19 protein-coding genes are annotated in these 25579 nt (G+C 63.6%); 12 read left to right on the top strand and 7 right to left on the bottom strand.

Annotation, left to right across the window (positions count from 1 at the left end):
• From CSC78_RS05850 to CSC78_RS05815, 8 genes are all read left to right on the top strand, one after another.
• Positions 1–1473, top strand: a complete 1473-nt coding sequence (locus CSC78_RS05850; protein WP_162336975.1) for a glycosyltransferase — start codon at positions 1–3, stop codon at positions 1471–1473.
• A 53-nt stretch (positions 1474–1526) separates the two neighbouring features.
• Positions 1527–2777 (top strand): UDP-N-acetyl-D-mannosamine dehydrogenase, encoded by a 1251-nt coding sequence (gene wecC / locus CSC78_RS05845; RefSeq protein ID WP_162336974.1) that lies wholly within the window; start codon positions 1527–1529, stop codon positions 2775–2777.
• 39 nt (positions 2778–2816) lie between these two features.
• Positions 2817–6377, top strand: coding sequence for a glycosyltransferase family protein (locus tag CSC78_RS05840; RefSeq protein WP_162336973.1), 3561 nt, complete (start codon positions 2817–2819; stop codon positions 6375–6377).
• Between the two features lie 8 nt (positions 6378–6385).
• Entirely contained in the window at positions 6386–8947 is a 2562-nt protein-coding gene (locus CSC78_RS05835) for a glycosyltransferase family protein (protein WP_162336972.1), read from the top strand.
• Positions 8944–10896 (top strand): glycosyltransferase, encoded by a 1953-nt coding sequence (locus tag CSC78_RS05830; protein WP_162336971.1) that lies wholly within the window; start codon positions 8944–8946, stop codon positions 10894–10896. Before CSC78_RS05835 ends, CSC78_RS05830 begins: the two co-directional genes overlap by 4 nt.
• 85 nt (positions 10897–10981) lie before the next feature.
• Complete coding sequence (locus CSC78_RS05825; RefSeq protein WP_162336970.1) at positions 10982–11470, top strand: hypothetical protein; 489 nt, start codon at positions 10982–10984, stop codon at positions 11468–11470.
• An 866-nt stretch (positions 11471–12336) separates the two neighbouring features.
• Positions 12337–13035 (top strand): class I SAM-dependent methyltransferase, encoded by a 699-nt coding sequence (locus CSC78_RS05820; protein WP_162336969.1) that lies wholly within the window; start codon positions 12337–12339, stop codon positions 13033–13035.
• Positions 13035–13751 carry a DUF6270 domain-containing protein gene (locus CSC78_RS05815; RefSeq protein ID WP_162336968.1) on the top strand — a complete coding sequence of 239 codons (717 nt, stop codon included), beginning with the start codon at positions 13035–13037 and terminating at the stop codon, positions 13749–13751. Before CSC78_RS05820 ends, CSC78_RS05815 begins: the two co-directional genes overlap by 1 nt.
• 21 nt (positions 13752–13772) lie before the next feature.
• Here CSC78_RS05815 and wecB read toward each other — a convergent pair whose 3' ends face one another.
• The 4 genes from wecB to CSC78_RS05795 form a co-directional block, all read right to left on the bottom strand.
• Positions 13773–14903 carry a non-hydrolyzing UDP-N-acetylglucosamine 2-epimerase gene (gene wecB, locus CSC78_RS05810; RefSeq protein WP_238391170.1) on the bottom strand — a complete coding sequence of 377 codons (1131 nt, stop codon included), beginning with the start codon at positions 14901–14903 and terminating at the stop codon, positions 13773–13775.
• A gap of 51 nt (positions 14904–14954) precedes the next feature.
• Positions 14955–15893, bottom strand: a complete 939-nt coding sequence (locus CSC78_RS05805; protein ID WP_162336967.1) for an electron transfer flavoprotein subunit alpha/FixB family protein — start codon at positions 15891–15893, stop codon at positions 14955–14957.
• Entirely contained in the window at positions 15893–16639 is a 747-nt protein-coding gene (locus CSC78_RS05800; protein ID WP_162336966.1) for an electron transfer flavoprotein subunit beta/FixA family protein, read from the bottom strand. The genes CSC78_RS05805 and CSC78_RS05800 overlap by 1 nt, the downstream gene beginning before the upstream one ends.
• Before the next feature lie 75 nt (positions 16640–16714).
• On the bottom strand, positions 16715–17647 hold the full coding sequence (locus tag CSC78_RS05795) for an ATP-grasp domain-containing protein (protein ID WP_162336965.1): 933 nt from the start codon (positions 17645–17647) through the stop codon (positions 16715–16717).
• A gap of 112 nt (positions 17648–17759) precedes the next feature.
• On the opposite strand from CSC78_RS05795, the gene CSC78_RS05790 reads away from it, so the two are divergent.
• The 3 genes from CSC78_RS05790 (at position 17760) to CSC78_RS05780 (ending at position 21632) form a co-directional block, all read left to right on the top strand.
• Complete coding sequence (locus tag CSC78_RS05790; RefSeq protein ID WP_162336964.1) at positions 17760–18491, top strand: CoA transferase subunit A; 732 nt, start codon at positions 17760–17762, stop codon at positions 18489–18491.
• The gene (locus CSC78_RS05785; RefSeq protein ID WP_162336963.1) at positions 18491–19123 is read left to right on the top strand and encodes a CoA transferase subunit B; all 633 of its coding nucleotides are present in this window, start codon (positions 18491–18493) and stop codon (positions 19121–19123) included. The genes CSC78_RS05790 and CSC78_RS05785 overlap by 1 nt, the downstream gene beginning before the upstream one ends.
• Positions 19124–19376: 253 nt before the next feature.
• A complete protein-coding gene (locus CSC78_RS05780) occupies positions 19377–21632 on the top strand; it encodes an FG-GAP-like repeat-containing protein (protein ID WP_162336962.1) in 2256 nt (751 codons plus the stop codon).
• A 65-nt stretch (positions 21633–21697) separates the two neighbouring features.
• On the opposite strand, the gene CSC78_RS05775 is transcribed toward CSC78_RS05780, so the two are convergent.
• Positions 21698–23308: an electron transfer flavoprotein-ubiquinone oxidoreductase gene (locus CSC78_RS05775; protein ID WP_162336961.1), complete on the bottom strand. Its 1611-nt coding sequence runs from the start codon at positions 23306–23308 to the stop codon at positions 21698–21700.
• An 82-nt stretch (positions 23309–23390) separates the two neighbouring features.
• Between CSC78_RS05775 and CSC78_RS05770 the strand changes: the two genes are divergently transcribed.
• Positions 23391–24011: an alpha-ketoglutarate-dependent dioxygenase AlkB family protein gene (locus CSC78_RS05770; RefSeq protein WP_162336960.1), complete on the top strand. Its 621-nt coding sequence runs from the start codon at positions 23391–23393 to the stop codon at positions 24009–24011.
• Between the two features lie 13 nt (positions 24012–24024).
• On the opposite strand, the gene CSC78_RS05765 is transcribed toward CSC78_RS05770, so the two are convergent.
• Both CSC78_RS05765 and CSC78_RS05760 read right to left on the bottom strand, forming a co-directional pair.
• Complete coding sequence (locus tag CSC78_RS05765; RefSeq protein WP_162336959.1) at positions 24025–24654, bottom strand: ABC-type transport auxiliary lipoprotein family protein; 630 nt, start codon at positions 24652–24654, stop codon at positions 24025–24027.
• Positions 24651–25577: an MlaD family protein gene (locus CSC78_RS05760; RefSeq protein WP_162336958.1), complete on the bottom strand. Its 927-nt coding sequence runs from the start codon at positions 25575–25577 to the stop codon at positions 24651–24653. Before CSC78_RS05760 ends, CSC78_RS05765 begins: the two co-directional genes overlap by 4 nt.
• Positions 25578–25579 lie beyond the last annotated feature (2 nt).

The following is a 25579-nucleotide window of genomic DNA, read 5'->3' as shown; positions in this document are numbered from 1 at the left end:
ATGCGCATCTTGCTGATCGCTTACGACTTCCCGCCGATCCCTTCGCCGCAGAGTCTACGCTGGGCGTACCTTGCGCGTGAGCTGGACAGGCAAGGGTACCAGGTCAGTGTTCTCGCAGCGGATATCCCTGGCTACGGTTCGGGTGGCCTGCCGGTCCTGCCGGAGACCATCCGCGTACACCGCGTCTGGCCCGGATTCCTCACGTCGGGCCGTCGCTCCCTGGGTGGCGTGTGCGTTGACCTTGGTGTGCCGTACTGGTCTGCAGAAACCCCAGCGCCCACCGTTGTGATCGAGCCAGCGCCGGCTGTTGCGATTGGCGACGTCGAGCCGGCTCCCGTGCAGCTGAACTGGAAAGGTAAGCTCTACTTCGGAGCGAAATCGCTGCTGCCTCGCGCGCCGAGCTTCAGTGTCCGCCACGAGCTCCTGGGGACTGCGCGACGATGGGCGTCCGCATGGATGTTTCCGGACTATCGAGCGGAATGGTCGTTCTGGGCGCGTCGCGAGCTCAGGAACATCCTGAAGAGCCATGCGCCGGAACTGGTCATCACGTCGCACGAGCCGGCATTCACGCTTCCCCTTGGAATGGAGGCGAAGCGACGAGGATTTCGCTGGGTCGCGGATATGGGGGACCCTGTATTGGCCCCCTATACGCCGGCGCGCTGGCGCAAGCGGGCGTTCGAACTCGAAAGGGCAGTGTGCGCGCATGCCGACCTCGTCACCGTTACGTCCGAAAGAACGATCTCGGTTCTTGAAGAGAGGCATGGGGTACAGCGGTCCCGCTTTCATCTGCTGACACAGGGCTTTGACGCGGAGCGTCCTTCAGAGGTCGCGGGCAGTCCGGGGGGCGGGTTCGAAGGCGATCGCCTCGAACTGCTTTACACGGGAAGCTTCTACTCGTTCCGACGCATCGACGCCCTGCTGGACGCCGTGCTTGAGACGGACAGTGTGAGGTTGACGGTGGCGACGATCGCGCCGCCTGACGTGCTGTTGGAAGCGCAGCGCCGCCATCCGGGCAAAGTGCGCATTGTCGGCTTCCTTCCGCACGACAAGGCTCTCGATCTGCAGCGTGGGTGCGATGTTCTGGTCAATATCGCAAACGACGATCCCATGCAGGTCCCGGGAAAGGTGTATGAATACTTGGGCGCTGGCGTCAGGATTCTGCATGTCGGTGGTGGAGCTGATGCTGCCACCGAACTGCTGAGCCGAAGCGGCGTGGGCGTAAGCGCGCCGAATGACGCCCGTGCGTTGTCCGCCGTACTGAGAGAGTGGCGGGATGAGAAGTTGAAGGTGGGCGAACGCCTGACCTGCAAAGCGACGCCATCCTTCAACCTTCGTGCGCACAGCTGGCAGGCGCTCGCAGAGAGTCTGGCAGATTCAATCGAGCGCGCGCGACAGGCCGGCTGGCGGATATCATCGTCGACGGAACACTCACGGATCGCTGATGGTGAAATTTTGCGTCAGCGAGACTTTTGAATAGGGGCAGTAAGGTGGTGAATACGGTGAGGGATCATGCAAACAGCGGAGTCATGGGCTCGAATACTCATGACGTGGCTGTCATAGGACTGGGCTATATCGGACTGCCTACGGCGGTCATGTTCGCCAACGCGGGCTGTTCGGTCGCGGGGGTGGATATCTCGAAGCGGGCCGTGGATGCCGTCAATGCCGGCGAAGCGCACTTCGAAGAGCTTGGTCTGTCGGACATGGTGGAAAGGTGCGTGCGCAAGGGGTCACTTCGCGCGTACCTGAGTCCGATGCCCGCGCGTCATTTCATCATCGCCGTTCCGACGCCTGTCGACCATGCGACGCACGAGCCGGACATCAGCTATGTCCTAGCCGCAGGGCGATCCGTCGCGCCCGTGCTGGAGAAAGGCAACCTGATCGTGCTCGAGTCGACGTCTCCGGTGGGGACGACGCGGGAACTGGCCTCGCTGCTTGCGGAGCTTCGCCCGGATCTGGTCTTTCCGCTCAATGGACAGGTCGAGCCTGACGTTCATCTGGCGTATTGTCCGGAACGCATCATTCCCGGGCGCATGCTGCAGGAGCTCGTTGAGAACGATCGGGTCGTCGGTGGGATGACGCAGTCGTGCACACGCCTGGCGCGTGCCCTCTACGGTCGGTTTGTCCGCGGGGCATGCATTGACTCGGATGATCGTACGGCGGAGCTTTGCAAACTCACCGAGAACGCTTTCCGCGACGTCAACATCGCGTTTGCCAACGAGCTCTCGATGATCTGTTCAGACGCCGGGATTGATGTGTGGAAGGTCATCGAACTGGCGAACAGGCATCCGCGGGTCAATATCCTCAGTCCTGGCCCCGGCGTCGGCGGACATTGCATTGCAGTCGACCCCTGGTTCATCGTGGCGACGGCGCCCGAGCGGGCCCGGCTGATCAGGGCCGCTCGCGAGGTCAACGACAGCAAGCCCGACTATGTACTTGCGCAAGTCGCGCGCGCGGTGGCGGGCGGCCAGCCGGATTCCAGAATCGCGTGTTTCGGACTGACCTACAAGCCGGATGTGGATGATTTCCGAGAGAGCCCGTCGCTTCATATCGCTCATCAGCTCATCAGCCGGTACCCCGGACGGGTGGTCTGCGTCGATCCTTTCCAGGATGCTTTCCATCACTCGGGTGAGTCGGTCGACGGGATCTTGTTCGCCGAATCCCAGGATGCATTGAGGCAGGCCGACGTTGTCGTGATGCTCGTGAATCATTCCGCGTTCCGGGGCATGCAAAAGCCCGAAGACAAGGCCGTGATTGACGCCACGGGTTTCTGGAAGTAGCCGAGTATCGAACGCCCGAGACGGGCAGGTGGGACAACCATGCATGATGACCACGGCCATGAAGACCATGGCACTCCCAATGTATGGGCCGATCGGATAAACGAGGCCTACTACGATGCGATGGGCGTAGCGTTCGGCAGGAAGACGCGCGAACGCATCAACTGGATGTGCAGGCAGGCGCTGGGATCGAGTGTGCTGGATGTCGGCTGTAGCCAGGGTATCGCCTCGATACTGATGGCGCGCGAAGGGTTGGCTGTGACCGGACTGGATATCTATCCGCCCGCGATCGAGTACGCCATGGCCGAGCGCGCGAAGGAGATCGAGTCGGTCCAGCAGAGACTCGACTTCCACTGCGGCGAGTTGGCGTCACTCGACGGCACCTTGTTTGACACGGTTGTCATGGGTGAGGTGGTCGAACATCAGACCAACCCGGTGCGCTTCATCCGTCAGGGGGCATCGCGCGTCGCGCCCCGTGGGCGCATCATCATTACCGTGCCCTACGGGCTGAATCCGTGGCCGGACCACAAATCGTCGATCTTCCCGCGCGACATCCAGGAAGCGCTGTCCGAAGAATTCACTTTGAGGTCGGTCGAGGTCACCGATGGATACATTCGTGTGGTTGCTGATCGCCGTGACGCCGCTGAAGTAGAGGCGGATATCTCGGATGTGCTCCTGCGCGCGACCGAAGCGGGCGCCCTGGATGCGCAGAGTGACTACTACGCGGCGAGTGCCACCGCACAAGAGCAAGCGAAGGCCAAGGGTGCGCTTGAGCAGGCGCTTAAGCATGCGCGCGATGAGAAAGGAACGCTTCTCGCGCGGAAGGCGGAGCTCGAACGCGAAGTGGCGATACTGTCCGAGCAGGCAAGCGGCCTGAAGTCCGGGCTCGAGATGGCGAACCAGGCCAGCGCTGATCGCGGCGCCGAACATGCCGAAGTGCTGCGGGCGCAGCGCGAGGATTCTCTGGAACGTACACGCCTGCAGCGATCGCTGGCCGATGACATGGAGCGTCGCCGCGACGAGTTGGCACAGCAGCTGGTTTCGCTGCAGGTCGAGATCGCCGCTGTCCGTGCCACAGAGCGCGCAGCGGCGGAACGTGCCTTGACCCTGCAGGGTGAGGTGCAGGCGCTGCGTGCGGAGAGCGACATGCAGTCCGGCTTGCTCCAAGAGGCTGTCAGGGCTGCGCATGCCAACGTGAGGGAACTCCAGTCGAGGATCGAGCACGACAATTCCCGCATGCGCGACATGGACGCCGACCTGACCTTGACGCATGTGCGCGCGCAGGAACTGCAGGCGACGGTGGAGGACGGCAAGCAACGGATGCGTGCCATTGAGGCCGATCTTGAAACGGCGCGCGCGCATGCTCGCGACGTCCACGCGTCGATGGAGGAAAGCGGTGCGCATGCGCGCAGGCTCGAGGCCGACCTGTCCAACGCACTCGAGCGTGAAAGGACCGCACGGTCGACGGCGGAGGAAGACCGGGCGCGCGTACGTGCGCTCGAAGGCGACCTTGCAGACACCGTGAAGCGCACCGGGGAACTGCAAGCAGTGGCGGATGCCCTCAGGGAACGCATCCGAAAGATGACGGCCGACCTGGCTGAAGCGCAGGAGAAGCGTTCGGGCCACTGGGCGAAGTTCGAGGCCGAGCAGGAGCGCACGAAGGCATTGGTGGGACTGGCGCAGACGTTGCACGAAGACAATCAGCTTTACGAGCATTCGATCGCGCTGGCGATCGGGCGTGCATTGCTCGGCCTGGGGCGTGTGCGCGGAATCATCGCCTTCCCGTCCGCAGTGGCCGGTGTCGTGCGCCTGTACCTGGCGCGCCGTGCGGGAACACTGCCGATCAAACCGCTTGTGCTTCCGCCTTGGCCCGTTCCGGCGAAGGCAGCAGGGCAAAGCGCCCCATCGGACGCACAGGATGTCTCGTCGTCGCTCGCCGGCGCGGGTAGCGCCGAGAGCGCGCCCAGCCAACCGATCGAACAGCAGGAACCACCGCCCCGCAACCAGGAGGACGTGAGAAGGCTCTCGGTGATCGGTTGGGAGCAGGCCAGCATCACAAACAGCATTCCAGTCATGAGTGTGCTGGATGAGTTCTCGCGCGAGTGCTTTGCGCCGCACGCGGGCCTGATTGAAGCCCGGCCAGACAATTGGGAAGGGCTTCTCCAGGAATTCTCACCGCGCTTTCTGCTGGCTGAGTCGGCATGGCGTGGCAACGCGGGCGCTTGGCGCTACCGCATAGCGGATGCCGAGTACCGGCCTGGAGACGAATTTTCGCAGATGGTCGAAGGATTCCGTCGCCGCGGATTGCCGACGGTCTTCTGGAACAAGGAGGATCCCGTCCACTTCGACGCATTCGTCAAGTCTGCGACCCGTTGCGACGTGATCCTGACCACGTCGGTCGAATCGGTTCGCCGCTACCAGTCGAAGACGACGGCCCGGGTGGAGGCGATGCAGTTCGCCGCTGAGGACAGCCTGCACAACCCACAGCATACGTCCCAGCGGAATGGCAGGATCTGCTTCGCGGGGAGCTACTACGCCAAGGGTTTCGAAGATCGCCAGAATGGCCAGGCGATGTTGCTCGAGGCAGCGAAGGCGTACGAACTCGATATCTACGATCGCAATCTCCGCGCCGACGGCGCGAGTAGCGAGTTCGCGTTCCCGGCCGAATACGAGCCGTACATCAGGGGGCGGCTCGGCTACGTCGAGATCGCCAAGAAGTACCGCGAGTACCAGGTCTTCCTCAACGTCAATTCGGTCGACGATTCCAGGACGATGTTCTCGCGGCGGGTCTTCGAGCTGTTGGCGAGCGGCACGCCCGTTGTCAGCGTATGGTCCCCTGGCATCGCCGAGACGTTCGGCGATGACATCGTCTGGCAGGTGAAGGATCGTGCCGAGGCCGATGAGGCCTTGCACGTCCTGTTGACCGACCCGGCGGAGTGGCGGCGGCGGAGCCTGACAGGCATTCGAGCTGTGCTTTCACAGCACACCTTCCGTCACCGTTTCGCGCAGATCCTGTCGCTGGTGGGAGAGCGTACGCCCGATCCTGTGCGCGTCATCGCCATTTCCGAAGTCTTCGATGATGCCCAGAGTCGGGATGTCCTCACTGCCTACCAGCTCCAGCAAACGGCTCATGATGTCCGCACGCAACTGGTGCTGGTGTGCCGCGATGGATTCACTCTCCGTGATGACCTGCCTGGCGTGCGCGTGGTCCGTGAGGCGCAGGTGCCGTTGTCGCAGATCATCGACGCGGAGCGGGAGACGGCGGCTGGCGCCATCGTGGCGATCCTCTCGCCGAATGCCGTGTACGGACGCCACTACCTGCAGGATGCCGTACACGCCGTCCGCTACAGCGGGGCAGCGGTGGTCGGCAAGTCATCCGGCGGCATCGAGTACGAATGGGGGCAAGCACTCGATCCTCGTTCGCTCGTGATCAATACCGAGGTGATGGCAGCGTCGGGACTGACGGCCGGCGCATTGCTTGATGATCGTGGCGGTCTTGTGCGGTCGTTCGTGCCGAAGTCGTACGCGTTCGATTCGGCTAATTTCGCAGCGGTGGGCGCATCCGCTGATCGTGGCATGTTGTTGCAGAAGATCGAGATCTAGGGGGCGTAGTGCGCAAGATTCGTGTGGCGGTCATCGGTCATGACCTGAAGTTCTGGCGTGCGCTCCAGGCGCAACTGGAGAAGACCGGGGGCTATGAGTTCCGCGAGGACGAGTGGCCGAATCACGATGTCCATGACCGCGATCGCACGCTGTCGACGATGCTCTGGGCGGACGTGATCGTTGCCGAGTGGGCGCTGGGTAACGCCGTCTTTTGCGCGCGCCACAAGCTCCCGCACCAGAAGCTGGTTGTCCGCCTGCACCTTCAGGAGCGCATGACCGACTACCCGGAGAAGATCGACTGGGTGAACGTGGACCAGGTCGTGTTCGTCGGCCCGCATATCATGAGTGAGTGCGTCGAGAAGTTCGGTATCCCGCCGTCGATCTGCCGCGTGGTTGGAAACTTCCTCGATCATGATAGGTACGCGCTGGGTAAGCTGGATGCCGCAGAGTTCACGATGGGCATGATCGGGACGGCTCCTTCGCGCAAGCGGCTCGATCGCGCGATCGATGTGCTGGAGATCCTCGCGAAGCGCGACGATCGCTATACGCTGCGCGTAAAGGGAGAAAGTCCGGCGAGCTACGAGTGGTTGTGGGAGCGGCCAGATGAGCGTGCCTACTACGAGGCGGTGTATCGGCGGATCAACAGTTCCCCGGACCTTCGCCATCGCGTGATCTTCGATCCACCCGCAGACGACGTGCAGGACTGGTTGCGCCTGGTGGGATCGGTAGTGTCGCCATCGGATTTCGAGAGCTTCCATATGGCGGTAGCCGAAGCCGCGGCTTCTGGGGCATTGCCGGTGGTCTGGAGATGGGAGGGTGCGGGGCATATCTACCCGGAGCTTGATCTCGTCGATTCCGCGGACGCCGCCGCCGACCAGATCGAATCGGTGCTGAAAGGGTGTGCAGATGACCGCATCGCTGCGATCCGTGATGCTGTGCAGGCGCGTTACGGAGCCGGAGCGGTGATTGGCGAATGGAATGCGCTGCTGCAAGCACCGTCGCTTCATGCCGGACGCCTGCCATCGACGGACATGTTGGCGCACATGACCGCGCCACGGCCTGGTCGGCGCAAGGAGCGTGTCGTCGCAAAAGAGCTTTCAAAGCTGAAGGTCGCGCTTCTGTGCGACGAGTTCACCTACAACAGCTTCAAGGACGAATTCCAGCCTGTCGTTGTCGAGCCGGGCGACTGGCGCGAACGGTTCGAACAGGAGCAACCGGATCTCTTCTTTTGCGAGTCGGCCTGGTCCGGGGTGGACTCGCAGCGTCGTCCCTGGAAGGGGCGGGTGTACGCCAGTGAGAACTTCAAGAAGGAGAATCGCGGCGATCTGCTCGCGATCCTCGAGTACTGCAAGGAGCACGGGATCCCCACCGTCTTCTGGAACAAGGAGGATCCATCCCATTACGACGACAAGATACACAACTTCGTCGATACCGCCCGGCGATTCGATGTCGTATTCACGACGGATATCGATTGCGTGGAGCGCTACAAGAAAGAGCATGGGGTCAGGCGCGCCGCGTGCCTGCCGTTCGCGACCAATCCGCGCATCTTCAATCCTGCGGAAGCAGGAGCGCGCAGCGACTCCGTCGTCTTCGCTGGAAGCTGGTACGCATATCATGCGGAACGAAGCGCCGTCATGGCGGACATATTCGACGCCATTATCGAGAATGGGCGAGGTCTCGAGATCTTCGACCGTTTCTATGGTGGCGACGATCCCAACCATGCGTTTCCTGAAGCTTACCGACCTTATACGCGTCCGGCCGTCCCGCATTCGGAGATCGACAAGATCTACAAATCGAGCGTCTTCGGGCTCAATCTCAATACCGAGACCCGGTCCCCGACCATGTTCGCGCGGCGGGTGTTCGAGTTGATGTCGTGCAATACGCTTTGCCTGTCAAATCACTCGGTCGGCATGGAGCGGATGTTCGGCGACATGGTGGTCTTCCTGGATCGGGACCCGGAAGCGCTGGGGCGACTTACGGAAGGGGAGATCAACGACAAGCGCGCCCGCGCGCTCCATTCAGTCCTGCGCGAACATACCTACAAGGAACGATTCAAGACGATAGTCCGAGCCGCCGGCATTCCGTTCGTGGATCGCAGTGGGCAGCTTACGGTGGCATGCATCGTGGACTCTCACGAGTCCGTACAGTCGGCGATCGCCTACTTCAACAGGCAAGCATCGTTCCTTTCCGATGCGAGTCTACTGCTCGTGCTTGCGGAGTCCATCGAGGACATTGAGGTGGCGCACTACTATGAGCGGTACAACCGCCTCGGGGTAACGGTGGTTTCCTGGAGTTGCCTGGATAGGTACGTTGAAAGACCCGCGGCGACGATCAAGACCAGCCATTTTGCGCTCGTTGATCCTGTTCGGAAGGTGGCGCCGGACTACATCGCTAATGCATTCCTTCATACGAGCTACACAGGCGACGCCATCATCGCCATGGGGCACGAAGAGAAGTATCGCTTCGGGTCTGAGCAGGTGATAGGCGACGCGATAGCGGACAGCCGCTACTTCCTGCTGCTCCTCAAGAATCAGGGAAGGCCTTTGCAGGGGCGGTTCTATCAACTATGAATATGAAAGTCTCCATTATCGTCCCTTGCCACAATGCGATCGGAAAGATCGAGCGCTGCCTGGCTTCGCTGCGCGCGCAGGATTTCGCCAGCCCGTACGAAGTCATCTTCGTCGATGACTGCTCCGACGACGGCACCTATGCCTACCTGGAAGCCGAGGCCGCGCGGCACGCGAACTGGCGCGTATTCCAGACCGAGGCCAACAGCGGTTCGCCGTCGCGCCCGCGCAATCTCGGTACCCGGGTGGCGTCCGGTGATTATGTTTTCTTCCTCGATTGCGACGATCGCATCCTCGCGGACACGCTTTCGGTACATCATGCCCATGCCGTGGCCAACGATTGCTGCGTGGTCCGTGGCTACTTGATCGTCGACGACGGCAAGCAGCTGATCGAGATGAATCGCGTCGTGAACTTTGGCGAGGCCGAAGGCAAGCGTGAGCGCGTGGAGCTCATCATCAGCAAGCAAAGCACCACGGTTCCTTCGCTCATAAAGCGCGACCTGCTCTTGCACGGCGGAATCGCGTGGAATGAACAGCTCAGGATGGGCGAAGACACGCTGTTTCTTATAGACGTCCTGACGGCTGCCGAGCGGATTGACTACATCGAGCATGCGACCTTCATCTACAACAAGGCGGTGACCCAGGTAGCTTCATCAACCCGCACTTACGGCGCGAGGGAGCTGGGTAACCACCTGGCGGTCTGGGATGCTGCCGAGCGGAAGCTGGCGTGGCTGGGTCTCAGCTACGTGGGAATCCGCTTTCAGGTGGGTTTGCAGACGGTCCTACAGGCGCTGGTCCGCTACTACTCCGGGGATATCGATCCCGCGCTCTTCAAGCGTTTCTCCGACTTCGTTTCCCAGCACTGGCATGTGGTGTCGGCTTTCCGCTTCAATGCCCGCTTGGCCAGGCTTTTGGAGCTGCTTCACGCGAACGACTATTCCGGGTTCTTCGAAGAAGCAAAGCCACGACTGCTTGTCGCGGGCTACGACCTGAAGTTCATCGAGAAAGTGGTGCCGCTGCTGTCGCGTCGTTTCCAGGTGCGCGTGGATGAATGGACAGGACACAACGAACACGATGTCGCTGCCTCGCGCGACGCCTTGGATTGGGCGGAGCTGATTTTCTGTGAATGGCTCCTTGGCAATGCGGTCTGGTACTCGCGATACAAGCGCAATGACCAGCGTTTGATCGTCCGTGCGCATCGCTTCGAGCTCTCGCGTCAGTTCGGCCACATCGTCGAAGACGACAACGTTGACGTATACATCGCGGTGTCTGTCCTGTATGTCGAGCGCCTGATCGAGACGTTCAGGATCAGCCGCGCCAAGGTAAGGCTGCTCCCGAACTACGTGGATGCGACGGGCTATGCGTCGATGGAAGCTGCCGACCGTGTCTACAATCTCGCGCTCATCGGCTCGCTGCCGTCGCGCAAGGGGCTGATGAAGGCCCTTGAGTTGCTGCGCTCTCTTGTCGAAGTGGACCCGCGCTACAACCTGTCGGTCTATGGAAAGAGCGCGATGGAAACGACATGGGTCATGCGCGATCCTCTGGAAGAGGCCTACTTCCGACGCTGCGAGGACTACATCCAGGCGCATGGCCTGTCCGGCCGCGTGAGGTTCAAGGGGCATGTGGACGTGACCCGGGCCCTGGCCGAAGTCGGATTCGTGCTGTCGGTCAGCGATGACGAGCGTCTGCCGGAGAGCTTCCATATCGCGCCATCGGACGGCTTCGCGTCCGGGGGCCAGGGGTTGCTCCTGGACTGGTCGGGGGTCGAGTACATCTACCCCTCCGATTCCGTGTTTCCCTCGCTGGAGGCGATGCGGGACCACATCCTTCGAAGCGCCGATTACGCGACATTTCAGGAAGGGGCGAAGAAGGGGCATGAGTTCGTCGGGCGAGAGTACTCGGCATCCCTGTTCCTGGACCGCCTCGACGGGATTCTCCGTGACCTGCTGTGACCTGACAAAGGGGGCTGCGGCCCTGCCTTCCCCTTCCCGGATGAGCTGTATACTGCCCGCCCCGACCCTCATTGGAGTTTTTAGGATGCGTCGTTTCATCGGCTTCGGCGTTGCCGCCTTGCTTCTTGCCGCCTGCAACCAGCCTGCGCAGCAGGTTCCCGCTGATGCCGCCGAAACAACCGCACCGGAAGTTGCGGTACCGGTTGAGGCGCCCGTGGCGCAGACTCCAGCGCCTGCCGCGGACAACCCCGACTTTCCGGCCGGATTCCAGCCGTCGTTCGGCTACTCGATTCGCTCGCGCAAGGTAGAGGACGCCACGAACGGTCAAAGCCCGGTGCGCAAGCTGGTCATCGAGTTCAAGCAGGGGGACGCTCTCACGGTCGACAAGCAGATCGAGGAACTCCTGCTCGCCAAGGGCTACAAGCGTTACAAGACATTCGAGCGAGGCGACGACCTCGTTGGCGATTATGGCAACAGCGGCAAGCGCATTACGGTGACGACCACGCCGGCGAATGGCAAGCTCAAGCTTGCCGAGGATTCGCTCGGCACGGTGTATTTCGTCTGGACGGAATGACGGCCTGACGCCGTTGGCATGCCCGGTCCGCGTGTGTGCCGGGTACTTGCTGTCCTGACGGGTCCGAGTGAAGCTTCGGTGTGGTTGGGACGGCGCGTTCGGAATGCATGTTCATGAGCGCTGGCTGCGATCCTGCCCAAGGTTCCGACCGCGTCCGCCGCCGCAATGGTCGCCATCATTCCCGACCCGCTGGTCCTGCGTGGATGCGCGTTGGCACGCAACGAGGTCATCGTCCTCGATCAATTTCCTGACAAGCTGCCGACGCGCCCGTAACGCGCCGAGCACCCGCTTCGCCCCTCGTTACCTGCAACGGGATGTCGAGGTGGGGCATCGGTGTGGCGAAGGCCGAGCGTCACCTGAGCTTCCGGCGCAAGCGCATCCCACGTTCACGCCCTTCATCTCGCGCGGCGTGACCCGCGAGTCCCGCCCGCTCCCAACTCGAGCGGACGGCTGCACCGAGGCGGCAGAAGAACCGGATCCCCGCTGCGGGTGGAAGTATGGCCTGCGGACCGATTGCGGCAACGTTCAGGCTGCCGTGCACCGCGCTCGACGGTGTCGGCGCCGGAACTCCGCATGCTTGAAGGATAGGCTTGATTCTCCGTGCGGCCCCAGCGACGGTCCGCAAACTCCGGGGTGCGAACGAGTGGGGATATGCTCGCGTCGGTCGAGCGCGGCACGCGTCTCCGGATTCTGTGTCCTCCATCCGTCTCGGCGTCGGCGACTCGATTAGACTGGACCTTGAAAAGTCTGGTCGGTCTAGGGCGCCCATCAGCGCCGGACCGCTGGATGTACTGCAATCCCGAGCACCACGAGTAGTGGGTTGTCTACCCGTGGTGGTGACCTGATACGCAGGCCTGGAGGACTACATGTGGAATGAACTGCTGCCTTATCTGCCGAAAGATACTGCGGCGCAATATAGTGCGACGCAGTATGCGATGAAGCTTGCGCCGGCGCTTCCGCAAGATGCCCTCATCATCGATCTTGGATGCGGATCCGGTGTCTCCATTGATCTGTTCAAGCGTTCGGCGCCCCATGCGAAATGGATCGGCGTGGACATCGAGCATTCTCCGGAAGTCGATTCGCGCACGCGCGATGACGCGGAGTTCCGCACTTACGACGGGGTGAATATTCCTGCCGACGACGGTTCGATCGACATGATCTACAGCCGTCAGGTGTTCGAGCATGTTCGCTATCCGGAGCAGGTGCTCGCCGACATCAGGCGCGTACTGAAGCCTGGCGGCAAGTTCATTGGTTCGACGTCGCATCTAGAGCCTTACCATTCCTTCAGTTTCTGGAATTTCACGCCTTTTGGCTTCAAGCGCCTGGTCGATGCGTCGGGGCTCCAACTGGTGGAGATCCGGCCGGGAATCGATGGCGTAACCCTGATCACGCGCGCCTATCGCAGTAACGATGCCTCAATGAATCGTTGGTTTGGTGAAGAGTCGCCAATGAATCAGGAAATCGACGCGTGGGCCAGGGAGAATAACCAGAGCGTGCAGCAGGCCGCGTTCCGCAAGCTCGGATTCTGCGGTCAGTTCGCATTCTGGGTAAAAAAGCAGGAATGATGCCCAAGATCTTCATCTTCGGCAGTTGCGTCTCGCGTGATGCATTGGAGCAGGTGCCCGATTCGTTCGAGCTTGCCGGCTATCTCGCGCGGACGTCAATGGCGAGCGTCGGCATGCCGCCGGTAGACGATGCGGATGCCCGCGCAAAGGTGGCCGCCTTGCCGAGTCCGTTCCAGCGTCGCATGGCCATCAACGACTTCGACAAGAGCACGTTGTCTGTGATCTCATCGACGCCCCACGACCTGCTGCTCATCGATTTCATCGATGAGCGGTTCAATCTCATCTCGACAGGGGCTTCGTTTTTCAGTCATTCGGGCGAGTTGCAGCATGCGGGGCTCGATCCCGGCGAGCGTGCGGTGATCGCGCCGGGCAGCGATGAGTTCCTGGCGCTCTGGCTCGCCGGTTTCGAACGATTCGTGGCCGCGGTAGATATCGCGACCGTCGTTCTCAATCGCGCATACTGGGCGGAGCAGTTTCCAGATGGCTCCGATGCGTCGAGTCTTCGCTGGATCCGCAGCAGCAATGCCATACTGCAGCAACTTTACGATGCAGTGGAAGCGCGCTGGTCCCTGCGGACCATCTACTACCCTAAGGCTTCGGTTCTCGCGGATCCCGAGCACCGGTGGGGAAAGGCGCCGTACCACTACTCGCAGAGCTTCTACGAACACGCCATACGCTCGCTGAAAGTCCTCGCCTGGAGCGAGGGCCGTGGGTGACCAACAGCGACCAAGTGCTTGTCAGAGCGCCTTGGCGATGAGGGCGGCGATGCGGCTGGAGGCGAGTCCGTCGCCATAAGGGTTATGGGCTTCCGACATGCGGGCATACTCCACGGGGTCGTCCAGAAGTCGCGATACCTCTGCAACGATGCGCGCGCTGTCAGTACCCACCAGCATGACGGTGCCGGCATCGACGGCCTCCGGACGCTCGGTCGTATCCCGCATCACCAGGACGGGTTTGCCGAGCGACGGCGCTTCTTCCTGCACGCCGCCGGAATCGGTGACGATCAGGTGAGCGCGTGACATCAGGTAGACGAAAGGCAGGTAGTCCTGAGGCTCGATCAAATGGACGCTCGATTGCCCTGACAGCACGCGGTTCACCGGTTCCTGCACGTTGGGATTCAGGTGGACGGGGTACACCACCTGGGTATCGCCACGCTCGGCGATGGCCTTCAGCGCCTGGCAGATCTGCTCGAAGCCGCTGCCGAAGTTCTCGCGGCGGTGACCGGTGACCAGGACCAACCGCTTGTCCGGATCGAGGAACGGGAACCGGGATGCCAGCGCCCGTTCCAGGTCGGGCTGGCCGCGGATCTTGTCGACCACCGCCAGCAACGCATCGATCACGGTGTTGCCGGTCACGTGGATGCCGTCCTTCGCGATGCCTTCGGCCAGCAGATTGTCGCGGGAGCGTTCGGTGGGTGCGAAATGCAGCGCGGTCAGCGAGCCCGTCAGCTTCCGGTTCGCCTCCTCGGGCCAAGGTGAATAGAGGTTGCCCGTCCGCAGTCCCGCCTCGACATGGCCGATCGGCGTGCGGTTGTAGAAGGCTGCGAGCGAGGTAGCGAATGTCGTCGTGGTATCGCCGTGCACCAGGACGATGTCGGGCGCATGTTTGGCGATCACGTCTGTCATGCCAGCGAGGATCTTCGCGGTCAGCCCGGCCAGAGTCTGTCCAGGTTGCATGACGTCCAGATCCTCGTCGGGCACGATGCCGAACAACTCCAGCACTTGGTCGAGCATCTGCCGGTGCTGTGCGGTCACCGCAACGATCGTCTGGAGATCGGGAGACGCCTTCAGGGAGGCCACCAGCGGCGCCATCTTGATGGCTTCGGGACGCGTCCCGAAGACCACCATCACCTTCTTCTTGCTTTGCATTAATCGGGGCTCTTGTCGGACGGAGTCATCGCCTGCCGGAGAGGCGACGCCTCAAAGCGCCGCTTCCAGTTCCGGCAGCAACGCAAACAGATCCCCCACCAACCCGATATCCGCAATCTCGAAGATCGGCGCTTCGCCGTCTTTGTTGATCGCCACGATGGTGCCGGCGTCCTTGATGCCGGTCAGGTGCTGGATGGCGCCGGAGATGCCGACCGCGACGTACAGCTCGGGGGCGATGATCTTGCCGGTCTGGCCGACCTGCAGTTCGTTCGGCACGTAGCCGGCGTCCACGGCGGCGCGCGAAGCACCGACGGCGGCGCCCAGCTTGTCGGCCAGCGCATAGATGACCTTGAAGTTCTCGGCCGAGCCCACGCCGCGGCCGCCGGAGACGACGCGCTTGGCGCTCTGCAGGTCGGGGCGGTCGGACTTGCCGGCGGCCAGGCCAACGTAGCGTGTGTGCGTCGGCAGGGCAGCGTCCACGCTGGCGGCTTCGACTGTCGCGCTACCGCCCTTGGCGGCTTCCGGCCAGGAAGCAGTGCGGACGGTCGCGACCACGGTCTGGTCGGCCGGAGTTTCAACGGTGATGATCGCGTTGCCGGCGTAGATCGGGCGCTTGAAGGTGTGCGTGCCTTCCACGGCCATCAGGTCGGAGACCTGGTTGACGCCGAGCAGTGCGGCGACGCAGGGCAGCAGGTCCTTGCCGAACGTGGTGGACGGCGCGAACACGTGCGTGTAGCCCGCGGCGAGCTTGGCGATCTGCGGGGCCAGCACCTGGGCGATGGCGTTCGCATTGGCAGCGTTTGCGACGGCCAGCACCTTGACGACGCCGGCGATCTGCGCGGCCTCGGCGGCGACGGCGGCCGGTTCGGCGGCCAGCACGACCACGTCTATGGCGTCCGCTCCGACGGCAGCGGCGGCACTGACGGTCTTGGCAGTGGACGCGTTGAGCTTGCCGTCCAGGTGTTCGGCGATGACGAGAACCTTGCTCATTACAGCAACCCCTTCTGCTTGAGTGCGGCGACCAGTTCGGCCGCGTCCTTCACCATGACGCCCTTGCTGCGCTTGGCCGGCGCGGCGTAGTGCGTGGTGGTGTGCGTGTCGGCGGATTCGACGCCCAGGTCGGCCAGCTGCAGCGTTTCCAGCGGCTTGCTCTTGGCCTTCATGATGTCCGGCAGCTTGATGAAGCGCGGCTCGTTCAGGCGCAGGTCGGTGGTGACTACGGCCGGCAGGTCGACCTCCAGTGTTTCCAGGCCGGCGTCGACTTCGCGCGTCACGGTGGCCTTGCCGTCGGCAATGTCCAGCTTGCTCGCGAAGGTGGCCTGGGGGCGGCCCCACAGGGTGGCCAGCATCTGGCCGGTCTGGTTGGCGTCGTCGTCGATGGCCTGCTTGCCGAGGATCACTAGGTCGGGCGATTCCTTTTCCACCAGCTTGAGCAGGGTGCGGGCGGCGGTCAGCGGCTGGATGGCCTGGTCGGTGACCACGTGGATGGCGCGGTTGGCCCCCATGGCCAGGCCATTGCGCAGATGGGCCTGGGCGTCGGCCGGCGCGATGGTGGCGACCACGACTTCCGTCGCGATGCCCTTGTCGCGCAGGCGCAGGGCTTCTTCCAGTGCGATTTCGTCGAAGGGGTTGGGCGACAGCTTGACGCCGTCGGTGACCACGCCGGACCCGTCCGGCTTGACCTGGATGCGGACGTTGTAGTCCACCACGCGCTTGTAGGCGACGAGAATCTTCATCCTGCGGGGATTCCTGTAGGAGCGGTGAGACCCGGTCGCGACGGCAGACCGAGGACAGAACGCCGATTTTAGCCGTCAGGCCGGGTCCATGCGAGCCCGTACGGTACCGTCTGCCAGCCGCGAGGCCAGCAGGCCGGCCAACCTCGCCGCGCTGCCGGGTGCCTGGGCGAAGAACAGGGAGGGCTCGGTGAGCTCCAGCTCCAGTAGGCAAGGTTCCCCGTCAGCGCCGATCAGCAGGTCGACGCGGGCGTACGCCAGCGGAGCTTCCAACTGCCTCAATCGCGCGGTGGCGGCCAGCACCCGCTCCGCCAGCGCCTGTTCGGCGACCGTAGCGCTGCCCGCCGCGATGTCGCCCAGCGCCATCGGTGCCTGCCGGGCACCTTCGCCCGGCGCGAGCTGGGCGGACTTGCGGATGGCGTGGCTGAACTGCCCGTCGAAATAGAGCAGTGCGGTCTCGCCGCATCGATCGACCGAGGCGAGATAGGGCTGAAGCATCACACTGCGTTCCTGGTCAAGCAGGCGGGCGACATGGTTGCCGGCGGCGAACTGCTGATCGCGACCGTACCGCTGGGTGTCGCGCGCACCGGCGCTGACCGTCGGCTTGACCACGAATTCGGCCGTATCGAACGTGGCCAGGAAGGTCGCCAGGGCCTCCATCGGTTCGGCGTCCGGCTCCACGAAATGCGTGGGTACCACCGGGATGCCGACGGTGGCGAGATCCGCCAGGTAGTGCTTGTCGGTGTTCCAGCGCACCACGTTGAGTGGGTTGAGCAGGTCGGTGACCCGGTCGACGTGCGCGCACCACGCCAGGAATTCCGGCAGGCGTTCGGTGTAGTCCCAGGGAGAGCGCAGCAGCGCCGCATCGAAGCGTGCCCAGCTGACGGTCGGGTCGTCCCACGCCACTGCGCGGGCGTGCAGGCCAGCGTCGGCACAGGCATCGAGCAGCGGCACGAGATCATCGTCGTGGCCGGACGCGGCGACGGCCGTGACGAGGGCAAGGGTCTTCATGCCCGCCAGTGTACGCGCACGGCACGCGCGCCATTCCCATTGCCCGAAAGTACCTGTGTCGGTTCCGGCGCGCTGGGTAGAATGGGACTTTCCTCATCGAATGGATCGCGCCATGGCGATTAACCCCGGCTCCGGAGGCAAGCAGAAGCTCTATCCCAGCGCGGCGGCAGCGCTGCAGGGCGTGGTGGCGGATGGCCAGACGCTGGCGGTCGGCGGGTTCGGCCTGTGCGGCATTCCGGAAGCGCTGATCGGTGCCTTGCGCGACAGCGGCGCGAAGGGCCTGACCGCCATTTCCAACAACGCCGGCGTCGACGGCTTCGGCCTGGGCCTGCTGCTGGAAACCCGGCAGATCAAGAAGATGATTTCGTCCTACGTGGGCGAGAACAAGGAGTTCGAACGCCAGTTCCTGTCCGGCGAGCTCGAGCTGGAATTCAATCCGCAGGGCACGCTGGCCGAGCGCCTGCGCGCGGGCGGTGCCGGCATCCCGGCCTTCTTCACCCGCACGGGCTACGGCACCGTGGTGGCCGAAGGCAAGGAGACCCGCCAGTTCGGCGAGCACTGGTATGTCATGGAGACGGCGCTGTCGGCCGACGTGTCGCTGGTGAAGGCGTGGAAGGCCGACAAGGCCGGCAACCTGGTCTTCCGCAAGACAGCGCGCAACTTCAACCCGGCCTGTGCCATGGCGGGCACGGTCTGCATCGCAGAAGTGGAGGAAGTGGTGGAGATCGGCGAGATCGATCCCGACCATGTGCATCTGCCCGGCATCTACGTGGACCGCATCGTCCACAACCCGACCCCCGAGAAGCGCATCGAGCAGCGCACCGTCCGCCAAGGAGACAAGTGATGCCCTGGACCCGCGATGAGATGGCGCAGCGCGCCGCCCGCGAACTGACCGATGGCGCCTACGTCAATCTGGGCATCGGCCTGCCGACGCTGGTCGCCAACCACATTCCCGCTGGCGTCGACGTCTGGCTGCAGTCCGAGAACGGCCTGCTGGGTATTGGCCCGTTCCCGACTGAGGACGAGGTCGACGCCGACCTGATCAACGCCGGCAAGCAGACGGTCACCGCGCGCGCGGGCGCCAGCTACTTCGGCAGCCACGACTCCTTCGCGATGATCCGCGGCGGCCATATCGACCTGGCCGTACTGGGCGCCATGCAGGTCACCGACCAGGGCGACCTGGCCAACTGGATGGTGCCCGGCAAGATGGTCAAGGGCATGGGCGGTGCCATGGATCTGGTCGCCGGCGTCAAGCGCATCGTCGTGCTGATGGAGCACGTGGCGAAGGACGGCAGCCACAAGATCCTGCCCCAATGCGATCTGCCGCTCACCGGGGTAGGTGTCGTCGACAGGATCATCACGGATCTGGCGGTATTCGATGTCACTCCGGCAGGGCTCGTACTGGTGGAAATGGCCGATGGCGTAACCGAGGCGGAGCTGACAAGCAATACGGGCGTCCCATTCAAAGCCGGATGATCGTGCAAACTCGTGACGAAAGTCCGGTTGGTTTGCGCCGCGCTGCACGTCTGACTTTCAGCTGTACGTTTTCCGGCCGATAAGGCGGAGAAGGGAACCTGTTGGCTATTTGTGGCCCGGCGGCTGGGCTATAGTGTCCGTTCAGGGGCTCTATCCGTTTTTTCTCAGAGGCGTACGTATGAAACTCCGGGTCGGCGCTTGCGCCTTGATGTTGGTTTTGGCCGGGTGCAGTGGAGAAAGCCCCGAATCGGGCATGGCAGGGATGCGCGGCGTGGCCGCAACCAAAGCGACCGGCAATCTGCCGACGTCGCTGCCGCTGGCCCGCGCGATCGGCGCGTCCATCGCGAATGCGCCTGATCGTGGTGCGCTGTTGTCCTATCCCAACAAGGCAGTGCCCACCAAGCAGGAGGGCGCCTATACCTGGTTCCCGACCGCCATGAGTGAGGCGCATGCCTTCAAGGGCATCGCGACCGGTGAAATGACGGTGCCTTCACCCGATGGCAGCCAGGTCAAGCTGCGCTACGAGCGCCATGTTGAAGAGATCGACGGCAACTGGACGTGGATCGGACGCGTCGTTGGCGGCGATCCGATGCAGGAAGCCATCATCACCTTCGGCGAGAAGGCCGTATTCGGCTCGATTCCGCAGGCCAACGGCAAGCCGGCCCTGAGCCTGCAGACCCGCAACGGCACCGTGTTCGCCGTGCAGACGGACCCGTCCAAGGTCGTCTCCGCTACGAAAGGGCATGAGGACGTGATGATTCCCGAGGCGGCCACGCTGCGCTCGTCGATGGCGGCGGCTGTCAGCCAGTCGGCACAGGTGAGTCAGGGCGCCACCGCGGTGGCGCAGGCTGCCCCACCGACTGCCGCCAACACCATCGATGTCGCCGTGGGCTACACGCCTGAGTTCGCCACCGCCAATGGTGGCGCTTCCGGTGCCGCGACGAGGCTTGTCTACCTGGTGCAAGTAGGTAACCAGGCCTTCGCGAACAGCGCTATCAATGGCTATCTGCGCATCGTGAACGCCGTGCAGGTCAGCTACACCAATACAAATACCAACCAGACGGCGCTGCAGGAACTGACCGGTAGTACGGGCAGTTCTCCCGTTACGGTTCCCGCAAGCCTGGCGCCTTTGCGCACGGCGCGCGACCAGTACGGTGCGGACATTGCTGTTCTGGTTCGCAAGTTCAGTACGCCGGAGAACGAGGGCTGCGGCATCGCATGGCTGAATGGCGCGAACCAGACCGCCATCACCTCCGCGGACGCGGCGTGGGGCTATGCGGTGATCAGCGATGGCTTCGACACCGGCAGCGACGGTAAGACTTACTATTGCGCCGACGAAACGCTGGTGCACGAAGCCGCGCACCTGATGGGTTCGGCGCATGATCGCGCCAACTCGACCGCGACGGGAGGGGCGCTGCAGTACGGCCGCTATCCCTACTCCTTCGGCTACAAAACGGGCACGGCGGCCGGCAACTTCTACACCGTGATGGCGTATGGCGATACGGGCCAGACCCCGCACCGAATCTTCTCGACGCCGCTCAAGAGCACGTGTGGCGGCACGGGCAACCTCGCTTGCGGCGTGGCGAACAGCGAAGACAATGCGCGCAGCCTCAATCTGACGATTCCGGTGGTTGCGATGTTCCGCGCGACCGTGGTTCCGTTCGGCAACACAAAGGACGATTTCGATGGTGATGGGCGGTCGGATATCTACTGGCGGAATACTTCGACGGGCGCGAACGTCATCTGGAAGTCGGCATCCTCGTCGACGCAACAGTATGTGTACTCGCTCCAGTTGACCTGGACCGTTGCTGGGCTGGGCGACTTCGATGGTGACGGCAAGACCGATATCCTCTGGCGGAACTACGCCACGGGTGCCAATGCAATCTGGAAGAATGGTGACGCGACCTCTCAGAAGACCATAAGCTCGGTCGGTACTCACTGGAAGGTCGCGGCTGTCGGTGACTTCAACGGAGATGGAGCCGACGATATCTTGTGGCGGAATGGCCGTTCCAACACGATCTGGAAGGGCGGCGTCGCGAGTGCGCAACAGGCCGTGACTGCGCTCGACGCTGCCTGGACGGTAGCAGGAGTCGGTGACTTCAACGGAGACGGGGTTTCCGACATTCTCTGGAGGAATACCACGACGGGTGCCAACGCTATCTGGCGCTCCGCGAACTCTGCGAGCGTGCAGAGCGTGGCGACGCTGGCCACTTACTGGAAGGTTGCCGAAATCGGCGATTTTGATGGAGATGGTCGCGCGGACATTCTGTGGCGTAACGGTGCTTCCAATGCCATCTGGAAATCCGGAAGCCATCTCACTCAGCAGAGTGTGAGTTCGGTGCCTGCTTACTGGGTTGTTGCCGCCGTGGCGGATTATGATGGTGACGGTAAGGACGATATCCTTTGGCGCAACGGCAGCGTCAACACAATCTGGAGGGCGGCCAACGCCAGCACGCAACAGGCGGTAACTAGCCAGCCGCAGGCGTGGGTTGCGCAAGTGCCAAAGTGACCTGAGCGATTCCGCAAGAAAAAGGGCCCCGAGTATCGGGGCCCTTTTTTATGATAGCGGTTACATCAGAGATTCTGGTAATTCGGGCCCGCCCCGCCTTCCGGCGTCACCCAGTCGATGATCTGGTAGGGGTCCTTGATGTCGCAGGTCTTGCAGTGCACGCAGTTGGCGGCGTTGATCTGCAGGCGCTTGCCTTCGCCGTCGTCGACGATCTCGTAGACGCCGGCCGGGCAGAAGCGGGTGCAGGGGTTGTCGTATTCGGCGGCGCAGCGGCTGACGCAGACGGAGGTGTCGTGCACGCGCAGGTGCACGGGCTGGTCTTCGTCGTGTTCGGTGGCGGCGAAGTAGACGCCCTGCAGGCGGTCGCGTGGGGCCAGGGTGCGGTCAACGTAGTCGCGCTTGGGCTCTTCGTACTCGCCGACCTTGTCGAGCGACGACCAGTCGGGCTTCACCTTCAGCGTCCACGGCGAGAGGCCGCCGACGGCGGTTTCCCATGCGGCGTTGGCCATGCCGAACCACAGGCCCTTCTTGAAACCGGGTTTGATGTTGCGGACGGACTTCAGCTCCGCCATCGCATCCGATGCGCGAAGTTTCGCGTCGAAGCCTTCGGGCGCGAGCTGCGACGCGATCAGGTGTTCGGCTGCCAACATGCCGCTGCGGATCGCCTGGTGCGTGCCCTTGATCTTCGGCACGTTGAGCAGGCCGGCGGTATCGCCGATCAGCAGGGCGCCGGGCATCTCGACCTTCGGCAGCGACTGCCAGCCGCCGGTGACAATGGCGCGCGCGCCGGCGGACAGGATGCTGCCGCCTTCGAGGACCGGCTTGATCAGCGGGTGGTTCTTCCATTGCTGGAAGGCCTCCCACGGCCTGTACTCCGGATCCTTGTAGTCCAGGCCGCTGACGTAGCCCAGCGCGATCTGGTTGTTCTCCAGGTGGTACAGGAAGCTGCCGCCGTAGATGTCGTTGCTGGCCGGCCAGCCGAGCGTGTGCACGATCTTGCCGGGCGTGACGCGGCCTTCCGGCACCTGCCACAGCTCCTTGATGCCGATCGAATACGCCTGCGGATCGCTGTCCTTGTCCAGCGCGAAGCGCTTCACCAGCCGCTTGGTCAGGTGGCCGCGCGCGCCTTCGGCAAGCACGGTGACCTTGGCGCGGATGTCGATGCCGGGCGTGTAGCCGGGCTTGTGGCTGCCGTCCTTCGCGACGCCCATGTCGCCGATGCGCACGCCGACGACCTTGCCGTCGTCATCGTGCAGCGTCTCGGACGCGGCGAAGCCGGGATAGATTTCCACGCCCAGCGCTTCGGCCTGCGGGGCGAGCCAAGCGCACATGGCGCCGAGCGAGACGATGAAGTTGCCGTGGTTGCGCATGCCCGGCGGCACGATCGGGAACTTGCGTCCGCCCTCCTTGCTGAAGAACCAGAACTCATCGTCCTTCGCCGGCACGCAGACCGGCGGCGGGTTGTCGCGCCAGCCGGGCAGCAGCGCGTCGAGCGGCTGCGGCTCGATGACCGCGCCAGAGAGGATGTGCGCGCCAATGGTGCTGGACTTCTCGATCACGCATACCGAGAGCTCGGGATTCAGCTGCTTGAGCCGGATGGCGAAGGCGAGACCGGACGGCCCTGCGCCGACGGTGACGACGTCGTACTCCATCACATCGCGTTCGACATCGGACATCGGTTCGGCTCCAGCGTGGCGTTAGGCTTCCGCCATTTTCGTGGTTTGCACGGGGCGGGGCAAATCCGCGAGCATCATGGACATGACCATACCTTTGCCGCTGCCGGGGGATGGGCCGGACGCGTTGCCCGGCGCGCATCTCGTCTATCGGCCCGTCTGGCTGCCGCCCATCGAGGCCGATGCGCTACTGGACGATCTGCGCCGGACGCTGCCGTGGAGCGTGCACCGCATCCGGATCTTCGGGCGCCAGGTCGATTCGCCGAGATTGAGCGCGTGGATCGGCGATGCGGATGCGGTGTACCGCTATTCGGGCACGGACTTCACGCCGCATCCGTGGACGGACGCCCTGTCCGACCTGCGGTTGCGTCTGCAGGACGACCTCGACACCCCGTTCAACAGCGTGCTGGCGAACCTGTACCGCGATGGCCGCGATGCGATGGGCTGGCACAGTGACGATGAGCCTGAACTGGGGCCGCAGCCGGTAATCGCCTCGATCAGCCTCGGCGGAGCGCGTCGTTTCGTGCTGAAGAACAAGCAGGATGCCGCACTGCGGGCGGCATACGAACTACCGCACGGCAGCCTGCTGGTGATGTCCGGCGATACCCAGCGGCACTATCGCCATGCCTTGCCGCGCACGGCGAAGCCGGTGGCGCCACGCATCAACCTGACGTTCCGCTGGATCGATCCTGCGCGCCGTCGCTGACGCGCCGGCCGGCTCATCGACCGGGGTTCGGATCGCTGTTGCCGGAGACCAGCACCCAGCCGGCGATATCGGCGGTGGCCGCTTCCAGCGCCTCTTCGAACGCGGTCGCCACCTGCGCCACGTCGACGCTGGTTGCCTGCTTCTGCTGCAGGAACGTGCGCGACGCGACGACGCGCTGGCCACGGTTGTTGACGAGCTTGGCGTTCACTTCGACCACCGCCGAAGGCTGCGCGCTGCCGGCGTAATCGGCCTCGAAGCGACGCAGGTCCATCACCAGTTTGTAGTCGCCGAGGATACCGGCATCGGCGCTGGCCACGGCGGGAATCCGCCCCGAATCCTCCAGCGTGCGCTGCACCGCGTCCTGCAACATGTCGGTCGCCGGCAACGCCCACGAGACGCCGCGATACACCTGCAGCTCGCCGGGCGTCGGCCGCACGCTGATGCGGGGGCTGTCGATCACGCGCGCGGCCGTCGGCTTGGCGATGATGAGCGTCCAGGCGGCGGCGGGCCACTCCGGGCGCGCCTGCACGCGGACGTCGGGCGCAAAGATCGTGACCGGATCGCGCTGCTCGCTGCCCAGAATCGAGCAGCCGGCCAGGGCCAGGGCGAAGGGGAGGGCGAAGAAAAGACGCAGCGGCTTCATTTCGGGTCGAACTCCTTGGGTGCGTCGCGGCCGAGCAGGTAGCGCGCGGGATTGCCTTCGAGGCGGTCGCTGACGCGACGCAGGTCGCGTACCAGCCCGCGCAGTTCGGTGAGGGTGGGCCCCAACTGGCCGAGACCGTCGCTGGCGAAGCTGTTGATGGCGGCACGGTTCTCGCCGAGGATCGCATCGGCATTGCCGGCGGCCGAGTCCAGCTTGCCCAGCGTGGTCTCCAGCTTGTCCAGGATGCCCGGCAGTTCCTGCACCAGGTTCTTGTCCAGCCGCTCGATGGCGCCGTTGGTGGTGGTGAGCGTCTTGTCCAGGTTCTGCGCGGCGTCGCGCGCGCTGACGATCAGGGCTTCGATGCCGTCTTCGCGGCTGGCCAGCGAGTTGCTCATCGACTCCAGGTTGTGCAGCGTCGCCGTGATGCTGGCGACGTTCTTGTCGCTGAGTACCTGATCGAGGCGCTCGACGATGCGGTTGGCGGTGTCGGTGATGTTCTGCAGCGCCGACGGTGCGGTCTGGATCACGGGCGCCTCGCGGCGGTCGACACTGGTCAGCGTCGGTGCCTGCGGCGTGCCGCCGCTCAGCTGGATGATGGTCGGCCCGGTCAGGCTGGTGATGGCCAGCTTGGCGCGGGTGTCGGTCTTCACCGGCGTGTAAGACTCCACGCGGATGCGGGCGATCACCTGGCGTGGATCGTTCGGCGCCAGCGACAGCTTGGTGATCGAGCCGACCGCGATGCCGTTGTACTGCACGGGGCTGCCGACCGTCAGGCCGGTCACCGCTTCGCGGAAGACGACCTGGTATTCCTGCCAGGTGCGCTCGGACGAATACTTCGCCGCCCACAGGCCGAACAGCAGCAGCGCGGCGGCGATGATGATGGTGAAGGCACCGATGAGCACGTAATTGGCGCGTGTTTCCATGG

The organism is Pseudoxanthomonas japonensis, from assembly GCF_010093445.1.
In the GTDB taxonomy this organism is placed as follows: Bacteria; Pseudomonadota; Gammaproteobacteria; order Xanthomonadales; family Xanthomonadaceae; genus Pseudoxanthomonas_A; species Pseudoxanthomonas_A japonensis.
The sequence above is the reverse complement of the archived record's forward strand: the minus strand, read 5'-3'. Positions and strand labels throughout refer to the sequence as shown.

Bases quoted from the DNA above. Each gene is read 5' to 3' on its own strand.
- CSC78_RS05760 (WP_162336958.1), bottom strand. From the start codon at position 25,577: ATGGAAACACGCGCCAATTACGTGCTCATCGGTGCCTTCACCATCATC.
- CSC78_RS05840 (WP_162336973.1), top strand. From the start codon at position 2,817: ATGCATGATGACCACGGCCATGAAGACCATGGCACTCCCAATGTATGG.
- CSC78_RS05790 (WP_162336964.1), top strand. From the start codon at position 17,760: ATGGCGATTAACCCCGGCTCCGGAGGCAAGCAGAAGCTCTATCCCAGC.
- wecB (WP_238391170.1), bottom strand. From the start codon at position 14,903: ATGCAAAGCAAGAAGAAGGTGATGGTGGTCTTCGGGACGCGTCCCGAA.
- CSC78_RS05830 (WP_162336971.1), top strand. From the start codon at position 8,944: ATGAATATGAAAGTCTCCATTATCGTCCCTTGCCACAATGCGATCGGA.
- CSC78_RS05765 (WP_162336959.1), bottom strand. From the start codon at position 24,654: ATGAAGCCGCTGCGTCTTTTCTTCGCCCTCCCCTTCGCCCTGGCCCTG.
- CSC78_RS05795 (WP_162336965.1), bottom strand. From the start codon at position 17,647: ATGAAGACCCTTGCCCTCGTCACGGCCGTCGCCGCGTCCGGCCACGAC.
- CSC78_RS05825 (WP_162336970.1), top strand. From the start codon at position 10,982: ATGCGTCGTTTCATCGGCTTCGGCGTTGCCGCCTTGCTTCTTGCCGCC.
- CSC78_RS05805 (WP_162336967.1), bottom strand. From the start codon at position 15,893: ATGAGCAAGGTTCTCGTCATCGCCGAACACCTGGACGGCAAGCTCAAC.
- CSC78_RS05815 (WP_162336968.1), top strand. From the start codon at position 13,035: ATGCCCAAGATCTTCATCTTCGGCAGTTGCGTCTCGCGTGATGCATTG.
- CSC78_RS05850 (WP_162336975.1), top strand. From the start codon at position 1: ATGCGCATCTTGCTGATCGCTTACGACTTCCCGCCGATCCCTTCGCCG.
- CSC78_RS05820 (WP_162336969.1), top strand. From the start codon at position 12,337: ATGTGGAATGAACTGCTGCCTTATCTGCCGAAAGATACTGCGGCGCAA.
- CSC78_RS05785 (WP_162336963.1), top strand. From the start codon at position 18,491: ATGCCCTGGACCCGCGATGAGATGGCGCAGCGCGCCGCCCGCGAACTG.
- wecC (WP_162336974.1), top strand. From the start codon at position 1,527: ATGGGCTCGAATACTCATGACGTGGCTGTCATAGGACTGGGCTATATC.
- CSC78_RS05800 (WP_162336966.1), bottom strand. From the start codon at position 16,639: ATGAAGATTCTCGTCGCCTACAAGCGCGTGGTGGACTACAACGTCCGC.
- CSC78_RS05780 (WP_162336962.1), top strand. From the start codon at position 19,377: ATGGCAGGGATGCGCGGCGTGGCCGCAACCAAAGCGACCGGCAATCTG.
- CSC78_RS05770 (WP_162336960.1), top strand. From the start codon at position 23,391: ATGACCATACCTTTGCCGCTGCCGGGGGATGGGCCGGACGCGTTGCCC.
- CSC78_RS05775 (WP_162336961.1), bottom strand. From the start codon at position 23,308: ATGTCCGATGTCGAACGCGATGTGATGGAGTACGACGTCGTCACCGTC.